Genomic DNA, 9,570 nt, shown 5'->3' on the forward strand with positions numbered 1-9,570 from the left:
CTCAAAAAGTTTAAACGAGTTCAAAATCAACTTCTTCAGTATTCAACTTTAAAGGTATTTAAAAATACGATAGTTTTTAAGAAAAGTCATTGAATTAGTAAAACTTGATTTATTTATTTTTGAGAAGTTTCAAGTAATGTGTTGCGCGAAACTCCAATCCGTTTATTGGTTTTAGTTTTCGCTTTTTTGTTACATAATATAGATACGAATTCATTTTTGTCCATTTTGTATCGGATTTGTTTTCTTTCTTATGCCGAATATTTAAATAAATTGTATCGTTTTTAACTTTCCATTCTCCTTTTAATTCTAAGTAGAATGTTTTGACAAATTTAAAAAGTCGAGTACGATGAAAAGTACCATTTTTGTAAAGTACTAAGCTGTCTAGATCTGTAATGTTCCAACCAGTTGAGTTCCTGGTTTTTTTACTTTTGTATTGATATTTTTTGTGAATTTCTTGTGAAACGACAACATTTGCCAATAGGCTAAAGATGAGTATGAAAATTATTTTTTTCAAAAAGTGTTACTGTTGTTTATATGTACCCAATATCTTCCGTTAACGGAATTCTACTTTTGGCAAAATTTCCAGTTCCAAAGGCAATTTCTCTGCCTTTTTCATCAACCAAACTACTTTCGGCAACAAAAAGACTACGCGATTTGAATTTAAGCTTTCCTGTCGCTGTAATTTTTCCTTCGCTTATAGGTCGTGTAATGTTGATATTGAAAGAAGTGGTCAAAACAAACGCATCTTTTACAATAGAGTTTACTGCGAAAAAAGCTGCATCGTCCAAAAGTTTGAAATATACCGAACCGTGAATCGCGCCAAGCGCATGAAAATACTTGGAATCGATTGTCATTGAAATCGTTGCAGTTTCGTCGTCAACAGTCATTTCAGTGGTTTGATATATCTGCGTATTCATATTTGCAGACAAATACATACGTTCTAACTTTCGGTAGTGTTCCATGGTTTAAAATTAGTGAATTTTTTGAAGCAGTTGTTATAGTTATAACCCAGTTTTTTCTTCAACCCAATCGAATGATTTTTTTATAAATTTTGGTGCATCAAAACGATATCCAATAAAGAACTCAAAGAAGTTATCTGTTTGTAAAAGGTTTTCTTCTGATTTATCAAAATTAGATAGATTCTTTACATTATAACGCGCACCACCATAAAATGAACTGGAGTTGTACCCTAAAATTGCAGCAGAATCGTAGGTGTAATATAGAAAACTATTATTCTCAGTTGTACTCGTATTCTGAACCAAATCAACATCAGTTTCTTTGGCAAAATTGATTCCAATTCCTGGGGAAGCTTCTAAAGATAGAAACCAATTTTTTTTATACACAAACGTATAGAAATAGGAAGGTGTAAGCGTTATATTGAACTCATTCGATTTAATTTCGGTAAAATCGCCTGTATCTTTTAATTCTATGTTGATGTAATTATAATCTAACGAAGGAATAAAACTTCCAACAGATTTTTGCTGCCAGTGAATGTAACCACTAATTGCAGGATAGGAGAAGTTATCATTGAATTTATACGCTGTGTTTCCTGCATAGGTTGTAGTTCGCAATCCTGAAAGTTGTAAATATGGATCAATACCTTCGCGCCAATCTTCTACAAAATCGCCCGTATTTTCCACATAAAAACCTTTAATGCGTTCGTAACTCACGCGTTGCAACCATTTGTTGAAGTAAAATTGAAATCCAATTCCGCTGAGTTCTGTTTCTCCTTTTAGATTTTCGTCATCATTTCCGGGTAAAAATTTTGGACTGAATCCAAGTGTAACTCCAAAAAAGCGATAATCAAAAGTAAACGATGTCCTGTAGCTATTATTTTGAGTGAGAATTAATGAAGATTCAGTGTCTTGTATCCTATACGATTTTACATCACTGCTAAAGTTGGCGCGAACGCTAATTTTCCCCTTTAGTGTATCGAAGTATTTGTTTTTGGAAACAATTGTATCTTTTGTTTCAGCAGCATCAGAAGTTTGTGCATTCATGCTGAATACCATACATAAGCTTATACAAATTAAAAGAAACGATTTCATAGTTCGTTAAATATACTTATTCTTTGGCAAAACTTTGATTAAAAGGATGATTGCTAAACTGAATATATAAACAGGTACTAAAAATTTTAAGAAATCAATCAATCCATCAGTAAAATCATATTTTGAAAAATACAGTGCTCCTAATTTGTATAAGATATAGACGTAACACAACAGGAAAACTACATTTAGAAGCATTAATGCATTTACAGTTTGTATAGCAATGTTACTAATGATTGCTGAGATGGTAGAGCTAATTGCCATGAAAAGCGTTAATAGGCATAAAATAATAGGGAATATGTTGGCTGTATTCGTAATTGTATTCCAATTGGTTTCTGTTTGTACACTATCAATTGTACCAGAAATGTATTGATAAATATTATTAATTACTTCAATGAGTATTTGAAAACCTTCATTTATCGAACCGTCAGAAACAATAAAAAAAGCACTAATTAAAAATGGAACTACTAATAGTGCTGGTGCACAAAACGTACAAATAATACGAACTATAGGTGGCTTAGAAAGTAACATGTAATCTTCAATTTTTAAAGGTTCGCTGGTATCAAACCTTTCATCAATCATTCCTGATATTTTTATATAGCTACCCGTTGGAATCCAACCTAAATTATATTGTGTATGATTACGTTTAAATTTTATAAGATATGTATTTCCAAAAGTCGTTAATAAGCTAAATTTTTCAATACGAACACCAAAAACATTTGCTAGGGCGCAATGAAATATGTTAAATAAAAACATTGCAATTACTGCAGAAATTCCGAAATATATAGCGGCTGTATTTAAATCCATGCTTTCGGATTTTTTAATACCTCAATTAACTTTGCTTCTTCGCTTCCTTCTTCTGGATGGTGATTGTATTTCCATTGTACTGTTGGAGGCAAACTCATTAAAATACTTTCAATACGTCCGTTGGTTTTGAGTCCAAACAATGTTCCGCGATCGTGTACTAAGTTGAATTCTACATAACGTCCGCGGCGTACTTCTTGCCAATCTTTATGTGTTTGTGTGTATTCAATATGTTTGCGACGCTCTACAATTGGTACATAACTATTTAGAAAACTATTTCCGACTTCCGTCACAAAGTTAAAACGATCTTGCATCGAGAATTCGTCCGTTTCTTTTAAATAGTCAAAGAACAATCCGCCAACGCCACGTGCTTCATTTCGGTGTGCATTCCAAAAATAGTTATCGCAAGTTTTTTTGTGTTTTGGGTAAAATTCTGGATGGTGTTTGTCGCAGGCTTCTTTACAAATGCTGTGAAAATGTGTTGCATCTTCTTCAAACAAATAATAAGGCGTCAAATCTTGTCCACCGCCAAACCATTGTGTGACAATATTTCCATCTGCATCATACATTTCAAAATAGCGCCAATTGGCATGAACTGTTGGAATGAATGGATTTTTTGGGTGTAATACCAAACTCAATCCGCAAGCAAAAAAATCACCTTGTTCTACATTGAAGTTTTTACGCAATGCTTCTGGAAGCTCGCCATGAACTGCTGAAATATTTACACCGCCTTTTTCAAAAATAGCTCCATTTTCAATTACACGTGTACGTCCGCCGCCACCTTCTGGGCGTTTCCATAAGTCTTCTTGAAATGTTGCTTCTCCATCAATTTCTTCTATTGTTGAGGTAATCGTATCTTGTAATTGATGAATATAGTTTAGAAAAAGGTCTTTCATTATTTTTGATTTATAATCGATTGCTTTTATGCATTACAAAGGTACTTTTTATATTAGAAATAGTACAAATTGCTGAAAACAAAAAAGAAGTCATTGCTGACTCCTTTTTCGTAAACTACATTTTTAACATGTTCTTAGTTGTGACATTTTGGATACCCATTACATGATAAGTTGCAGCTATTTCTTTCACTTGGACAAGCAGCGCCAGGACAGCTGTCAGTTGGTGCTTGTGGAGATTCAAAACCACCAATAATCATTTTTTGAACTTTTTCTTCTAAAGAAACGATTGTGTTTTTTCCTAGACTTAATCTTGTTTTGCTTTTTTTCATTGTTTTGTTTTTAATGATTTGATTCTTTGTTTGAAGTAAAAAAAGAAGCCATTGCTGACTTCTTCTTTTTTGTAAAATCCGTTTCCGGTGAAGTTTAAACAGATACCAATTTTAAATTGGCACAATCTTTAGAATATCTTGTTGACTTCTAAGGTTGAGTTTTACTGATGTCCAATACTGACTTCACACGGACCGTTTTCGGCACAAGTTTTTGCATCTGTTGGACATTGATCGCCTGGACAACTGTACGAAGTTACAGAACCACGTCCGCCAAAGATGTTCTCTAGTGAAGCAACCGTTTTTTTACTGATTGCTAATTTTGCTCTACTTTTTTTCATAGTATCTATGTTTTAGTTAAGTGTGAAAAGTAACTAAAAGCAATAGGCGATGCGTTACACTAAAGTATAGAAAATGAGTTTTTTAAATGAATGGTTTCATGAATTTGAAACCTTCAAAATTTCAAGAATTCGTAAAGAAAAATTCTTGTTGCATTATAAAAAAGGAGAAAATGACTTTTTACTTTTTTGTGTGCAATTCTCTTAAAGTAGTAATAGTTCCCGCTACAGCAGATAATGGCAGTACAATTAAAATTCCAACAATAGGAATGAGTAAGATAACCATGAATACAATACCGTTACCAATAGCAATTCCGCGATGATTTCGGACATATTGAAGGCTTCTTTTGTATGGAAAATAGCGTTCTAAGGTGTAATCCATGTTCCCAAACCCTGCATAATAAGCTTGTACTAAGAAGATAAGAATTAAGAAAATAAAACCAATAACAGGAATGAAACTAAAGATGAAAAACGGAATAATCCACAGTATTTCTACAACAAAGTTGCGTAAACTGAGTTGAATACTTCTCGAAAATGCAGATGCTTTTGCTTTTAAACCAGATTTTGGTCTTTTGACAATTCCGTATATATGATGCTCTATTTTTTCTGAAATCGGACTCATAAATGGCGCAGCAATAATCATGAGTGCATGTTTAAAAATTACAACTCCAAAGGCAAAAACAATTAAACCACCAATAAAATTACTAATGGCAATTACCGTTTGTTTTCCCCAGGAAAATCCCCAAATACTAGAAATATAATTACCTACATCATCTGAAAAACTCCAAGAAGAGAAAATCACTGTAATTCCTAATAGAAAACTAATGACAATAGGAATTTTAAAATATTTCCATAGGTTGAGTTCGTTCAGCAATCTGTATGCTGTAAAGTAGTCTTGAATTCCGTTGAAAACTTCTTTTATCATGGTTTAAATGTACAATTAATCAGAAAACATCTATAGGATCGTACACATTGTCCGTACTTCCTTTTCCTCTATTGTGTTTTCTCTCAATACCTTTTAAAAGGGCAATGATTTCTTCTGAAATGTCGTTAATAAATATCTCAGAAAACTCAAAGATATCAAACAAATTAAAGTATTCGTCTTTTATTTCCGTTTTATGAAGTCGAATTAGTGTGTTTAATTTTTCTAATACTTCGACAGAAATATTTTTTAACAAGAAAAAATTTCCTTTCAAAAAAGATACTAAATGTAATGCTTGTTCTGGCGAATCTTCAATGATTTGTTCCAAATTTTGTTCAATTGTTACAAAATAACGTTGTATTTCATTTCGGATTTTTTTACCGTTTCTGTTTAATTTGAATACACCAAAAGAATCAAATGCAAATGCTATAGAGTATAAGTTTAAAATTTTATTTTCTTTGAGAACCTTTCTTTTCATACGATTATCTAAAGGTGTCTCTTTATAAATTACAGACAAATAGGAGTGAAGTTGAAAATAACTTTCTGTATCAATAATTGACAAAAAGAGTTTTTCATAATCACTTTTTTGATAGTTGGAAAATTTTCCCCCAGTTTCAACAATAGCACGTTTTCTTGAGTAAGCATCATTTGGGTTGAGCTTGATGTTTTTGTGTTTTATTGAAAGTACTTCTTTGAATGCTAAATCCATCATAGTGTATCGTATGATATCTTTAAGATTCGTCTTTGTTGGTGATAATAGTATAGATGTAGCAGCAGGTTTTATAACCGACAAATAGTTGATGATTCTCTTATCAAATTTTATATTTTTAATGGTATCAATTTGCATGCAGCATCTATAATAATGTTAGTTTGTATATTTTATATGTTATTCAATTGTTCTCTTGTCAGTTCATAACGATTGACTTTTTGTTGAAAATTAATCATACCAGGAATTGTTTCGTACGTTCGAATAAAGTTAAAACCAATTTTTTTCATAGTCTTATTTGGAGCAATATTCTCGGAATATGGTTCACATATCAACTTTTTTAATTCGAATTTTTCAAAATAAAGAGGAATTGTCATTTTTAAGAACTTGAGTCCCAATCCACTTTTTCGTTTTTCACTTTTCCACAAATGTAAATGCATAGTGGCAGATTCTCCAAACGATATATGATTCACATTTGAATGTCCAATAGGCGTATTGTCCAATAACCAAATGATATAATAATACCCTTTTTCGTTGTACGGTTTCGCTAATTCCGTTTGAAGACTTTGTATCCACTTTTCCCGTTTCGGTAATTTGTTCTTTTCAGCTCCCATTCCTTTAAGAAAATCCTTTTCAGCATAAAAAAAATAGTCTACTATACTTTCAATGTCCGATACTTTAAATTCTCTTACTGATAGTTTCATTATTTTATGATTTCTGATTGTATGAAGTGTAAAAATTACAAAATACGTTCAAAATGCAAAACGTCCATGATATTTCCATGAAAATCTTTATGTCCATCTTTGACACGTTTAATTAATATAAAGTTGTGTTTTTCTGCGATGCGAAGACTTCCAGGGTTGTCTTCTCCAATTCTAAGAATGGCTTTTTCGAGTTGCAATTCTTCTTTGCAATAGGCGATAAGTAGTGACATTCCAGCTGAGGTAATTCCTTTTCCTTCGTAAGCGACATCAATAAAATAGGCGAGTTCGCATTCTTTTGTTTGCCAATCAATCTTTTTTATGGTTACCAAACCAATTAGTAATTGTGTCGTCTTTTCAACAACCTTAAACGTATAATTTTCCTTTGCGGCAACTTCGCGTATTTTTCTATTGATATAATTTTCAGCAGCAATTAACGAACTTATTTCTTTAGTTGTAATAGGAAAATATTGATGCAATCGTTTGGCATTCGCCTGAATTAATTCGAAAAGCGGAGTTGTGTCTTTTTGTTCTAAAAGTGCTATGGAAAATGGTGTTTGCATTCTTGTAAATGTAGTGCAAAATTGATTGTAAAATAAAAATTTAGATACAACTTTACTCTTTTACTTCAATAAAACCAGTACTTGTTAAGCATCCTCGATGCAATTTAAATATTCGTTTCATGTGTTTTCTAAATAGTAATTTGGAAGTCCAAGGGTCAAATCGCCAAACATTAAAGAATTTGATTATTTTACAATCGTCTTTGCAATTTTTATCAACCAGTTCATCATATTGTTGCACAACTTCATAATAGAATTTTCCTGTAAATGGAGTGTTTTTTCTATAGCCAAACTTTAAATATGTTTTATAATCGGAGTCAGATTCTTTTAATGTGTCTTGCCTACAAATTTGAATCGCTTTTTCTTTGGTGATAGTGAATTTTTTCTTTTTAAAAGTATTCATTTTTTCTAAAACAAGCGACTTTCCTTTCAAATTCCCAACGGAATCCAAATCTAGGTGTAGTAGGTCGGTGTATAATTCATGTTCTGATAATTTGATAGCATACGCAATTACAAATGAATTTGGTTTTTGATGTACAGGTTTAGTCCAATCATCTAAATATTTATCTTGCATCCAAAACGTCCCTGTATCGAACGTTTCCCACTTTCCAATGTATGAATGTCCATCAAAGTTGAAGGCAATATTATTGTCAAAGAATTCTTTTCCAAATATACCTTGCAGTATTGTATCTGCTTTGGTTTTTATTGCATCTTTGAATGGTTGATACTTGAATTCTTCTTTGTTATATTTCCAACTATGATTTGTGTAGTCAATTGTGTAGAGCCAAGTTCCATCTATTTTATGTTCAGACCATTTTCCTAAATATTGTTCTTTCTTATTAAACCAGCCTTCTGTATGGATTTTGGTAGTGTCTTTTATATACCGAACACTATAAAATACAGAGTCTTTGTTCTTATAAGTTTCTTCCCATATTCTATATTCGGAGTTTTTGACCAATTTTACTTCTGTTGAATCGGTTTCAAAAGTGACTTTGCTATATTGACAATATCCATTTACTGAAATTAGCGTTATTAATATGAGAATTATATACTTTTTCATCGTTAACTATACTAACGAAATTTTATAAGATTAGTTGTATGGTTAATTTTCGGAGTACCAGATTTATTATGATTTTTTGAAAATTAAAAAATCCGTTGTTCACTTTCGCAAACAACGGATTATCTTTTGTACTTTATTTTCTTTGAAACTTCGCGTTAGGGATTGAGGCTTTGTTGGAGCTCCTCACTTCGACTCCGCTCAGTGAACTCGTTTATTTCAGAGTTGTGAGAGCGACTGCCGAAAGCCCGACCACAAAAGTAGACTGAGCGGAGTCGAAGTCTACTTTTGGGGAAACGCCCAAATTATATATTATCCTTTATATTCTTTTACAGCATCAATAAAGGCTTTTGCATTGTCTAATGGAATGTCTGGAAGAATTCCGTGACCTAAGTTGACAATGTATTTGTCTTTTCCGAATTCATTAATCATTTGATGCACCATTTTTTTGATTTCCGCTGGTGGCGAATATAAACGAGTAGGATCAAAGTTTCCTTGAAGCGTAATGTTTCCACCTGTTAGGTAGCGTGCGTTTCTTGCAGAACATGTCCAGTCAACTCCTAAAGCAGCAGCATTGGATTGTGCCATTTCTTGGAAAGCGAACCAACACCCTTTTCCGTAGGCAATTACTGGAGCATCGTCTTTCAATGCTTCAATAATTTGGTTGATGTATTGCCAAGAAAATTCTTGATAATCCGTTGGAGATAACATGCCGCCCCAAGAATCGAATACTTGTAACGCATTTACTCCAGCTTTTACTTTTTCTTTTAAGTACGCAATGGTCGTATCTGTGATTTTTTGCAATAATTGATGTGCTGCTACTGGATTTGTAAAGCAGAATTTCTTCGCTTTGTCAAAGTTTTTACTTCCTTGACCTTGTACACAATAGCAAAGAATTGTCCATGGTGAACCTGCAAAACCAATCAACGGAATTTCGTCGTTTAGTAACTCTTTCGTTGCTTTGATGGCTTTGTATACATAATCTAAAACTTCAGGATCGGGAACGATTACATTGTCTACATCTTTTTGAGTACGCACAGGATTTGGTAAATAAGGACCAAAATCAGGCTTCATTTGTACTTCAATGTTCATTGCTTGCGGAATGACAAGAATGTCTGAAAATAGAATTGCAGCATCCATTCCGTAACGACGAATTGGTTGTACTGTAATTTCACTTGCTAGTTCAGGAGTTTGACAACGTGTAAAGAAGTCGTA

Annotated in this window: 13 protein-coding genes; all 13 read right to left on the reverse strand. The window is 32.6% G+C overall.

Features of this window, described 5'->3' with window-relative positions:
* Nucleotides 1-109 precede the first annotated feature (109 nt).
* On the reverse strand, nucleotides 110-514 hold the full coding sequence (locus ACRBBL_RS07220; protein ID WP_431368354.1) for a hypothetical protein: 405 nt from the start codon (nucleotides 512-514) through the stop codon (nucleotides 110-112).
* A 16-nt stretch (nucleotides 515-530) separates the two neighbouring features.
* Nucleotides 531-962: a PaaI family thioesterase gene (locus ACRBBL_RS07225; protein ID WP_431368355.1), complete on the reverse strand. Its 432-nt coding sequence runs from the start codon at nucleotides 960-962 to the stop codon at nucleotides 531-533.
* A 39-nt stretch (nucleotides 963-1,001) separates the two neighbouring features.
* Nucleotides 1,002-2,048 (reverse strand): DUF4421 family protein, encoded by a 1,047-nt coding sequence (locus ACRBBL_RS07230; protein ID WP_431368356.1) that lies wholly within the window; start codon nucleotides 2,046-2,048, stop codon nucleotides 1,002-1,004.
* A gap of 6 nt (nucleotides 2,049-2,054) precedes the next feature.
* Nucleotides 2,055-2,852: a site-2 protease family protein gene (locus tag ACRBBL_RS07235; protein ID WP_431368357.1), complete on the reverse strand. Its 798-nt coding sequence runs from the start codon at nucleotides 2,850-2,852 to the stop codon at nucleotides 2,055-2,057.
* Complete coding sequence (gene hemF, locus ACRBBL_RS07240) at nucleotides 2,843-3,745, reverse strand: oxygen-dependent coproporphyrinogen oxidase (RefSeq protein ID WP_431368358.1); 903 nt, start codon at nucleotides 3,743-3,745, stop codon at nucleotides 2,843-2,845. Before hemF ends, ACRBBL_RS07235 begins: the two co-directional genes overlap by 10 nt.
* 134 nt (nucleotides 3,746-3,879) lie before the next feature.
* Complete coding sequence (locus ACRBBL_RS07245; protein ID WP_431368359.1) at nucleotides 3,880-4,074, reverse strand: hypothetical protein; 195 nt, start codon at nucleotides 4,072-4,074, stop codon at nucleotides 3,880-3,882.
* A 161-nt stretch (nucleotides 4,075-4,235) separates the two neighbouring features.
* Nucleotides 4,236-4,412, reverse strand: a complete 177-nt coding sequence (locus ACRBBL_RS07250; protein ID WP_431368360.1) for a hypothetical protein — start codon at nucleotides 4,410-4,412, stop codon at nucleotides 4,236-4,238.
* A 178-nt stretch (nucleotides 4,413-4,590) separates the two neighbouring features.
* A complete protein-coding gene (locus ACRBBL_RS07255; protein WP_431368361.1) occupies nucleotides 4,591-5,334 on the reverse strand; it encodes an EI24 domain-containing protein in 744 nt (247 codons plus the stop codon).
* Between the two features lie 19 nt (nucleotides 5,335-5,353).
* On the reverse strand, nucleotides 5,354-6,178 hold the full coding sequence (locus tag ACRBBL_RS07260) for a hypothetical protein (protein WP_431368362.1): 825 nt from the start codon (nucleotides 6,176-6,178) through the stop codon (nucleotides 5,354-5,356).
* Nucleotides 6,179-6,210: 32 nt separating this feature from the next.
* Nucleotides 6,211-6,741, reverse strand: a complete 531-nt coding sequence (locus tag ACRBBL_RS07265) for a GNAT family N-acetyltransferase (RefSeq protein WP_431368363.1) — start codon at nucleotides 6,739-6,741, stop codon at nucleotides 6,211-6,213.
* Between the two features lie 35 nt (nucleotides 6,742-6,776).
* The gene (locus tag ACRBBL_RS07270; protein WP_431368364.1) at nucleotides 6,777-7,301 is read right to left on the reverse strand and encodes a GNAT family N-acetyltransferase; all 525 of its coding nucleotides are present in this window, start codon (nucleotides 7,299-7,301) and stop codon (nucleotides 6,777-6,779) included.
* Between the two features lie 52 nt (nucleotides 7,302-7,353).
* A complete protein-coding gene (locus ACRBBL_RS07275; protein ID WP_431368365.1) occupies nucleotides 7,354-8,358 on the reverse strand; it encodes a hypothetical protein in 1,005 nt (334 codons plus the stop codon).
* Between the two features lie 309 nt (nucleotides 8,359-8,667).
* Nucleotides 8,668-9,570: uroporphyrinogen decarboxylase (hemE, locus tag ACRBBL_RS07280; RefSeq protein ID WP_431368366.1), on the reverse strand; the 903-nt coding region annotated here is incomplete at its 5' end.

Source organism: Kordia sp. (genome assembly GCF_050633145.1).
In the GTDB taxonomy this organism is placed as follows: Bacteria; Bacteroidota; Bacteroidia; order Flavobacteriales; family Flavobacteriaceae; genus Kordia.

What these genes read in the sequence shown, in the direction of transcription:
- ACRBBL_RS07225 (WP_431368355.1), bottom strand. Translation starts at nt 962, where the DNA reads ATGGAACACTACCGAAAGTTAGAACGTATGTATTTGTCTGCAAATATG.
- ACRBBL_RS07230 (WP_431368356.1), bottom strand. Translation starts at nt 2,048, where the DNA reads ATGAAATCGTTTCTTTTAATTTGTATAAGCTTATGTATGGTATTCAGC.
- ACRBBL_RS07235 (WP_431368357.1), bottom strand. Translation starts at nt 2,852, where the DNA reads ATGGATTTAAATACAGCCGCTATATATTTCGGAATTTCTGCAGTAATT.
- hemF (WP_431368358.1), bottom strand. Translation starts at nt 3,745, where the DNA reads ATGAAAGACCTTTTTCTAAACTATATTCATCAATTACAAGATACGATT.
- ACRBBL_RS07245 (WP_431368359.1), bottom strand. Translation starts at nt 4,074, where the DNA reads ATGAAAAAAAGCAAAACAAGATTAAGTCTAGGAAAAAACACAATCGTT.
- ACRBBL_RS07250 (WP_431368360.1), bottom strand. Translation starts at nt 4,412, where the DNA reads ATGAAAAAAAGTAGAGCAAAATTAGCAATCAGTAAAAAAACGGTTGCT.
- ACRBBL_RS07255 (WP_431368361.1), bottom strand. Translation starts at nt 5,334, where the DNA reads ATGATAAAAGAAGTTTTCAACGGAATTCAAGACTACTTTACAGCATAC.
- ACRBBL_RS07260 (WP_431368362.1), bottom strand. Translation starts at nt 6,178, where the DNA reads ATGCAAATTGATACCATTAAAAATATAAAATTTGATAAGAGAATCATC.
- ACRBBL_RS07265 (WP_431368363.1), bottom strand. Translation starts at nt 6,741, where the DNA reads ATGAAACTATCAGTAAGAGAATTTAAAGTATCGGACATTGAAAGTATA.
- ACRBBL_RS07270 (WP_431368364.1), bottom strand. Translation starts at nt 7,301, where the DNA reads ATGCAAACACCATTTTCCATAGCACTTTTAGAACAAAAAGACACAACT.
- ACRBBL_RS07275 (WP_431368365.1), bottom strand. Translation starts at nt 8,358, where the DNA reads ATGAAAAAGTATATAATTCTCATATTAATAACGCTAATTTCAGTAAAT.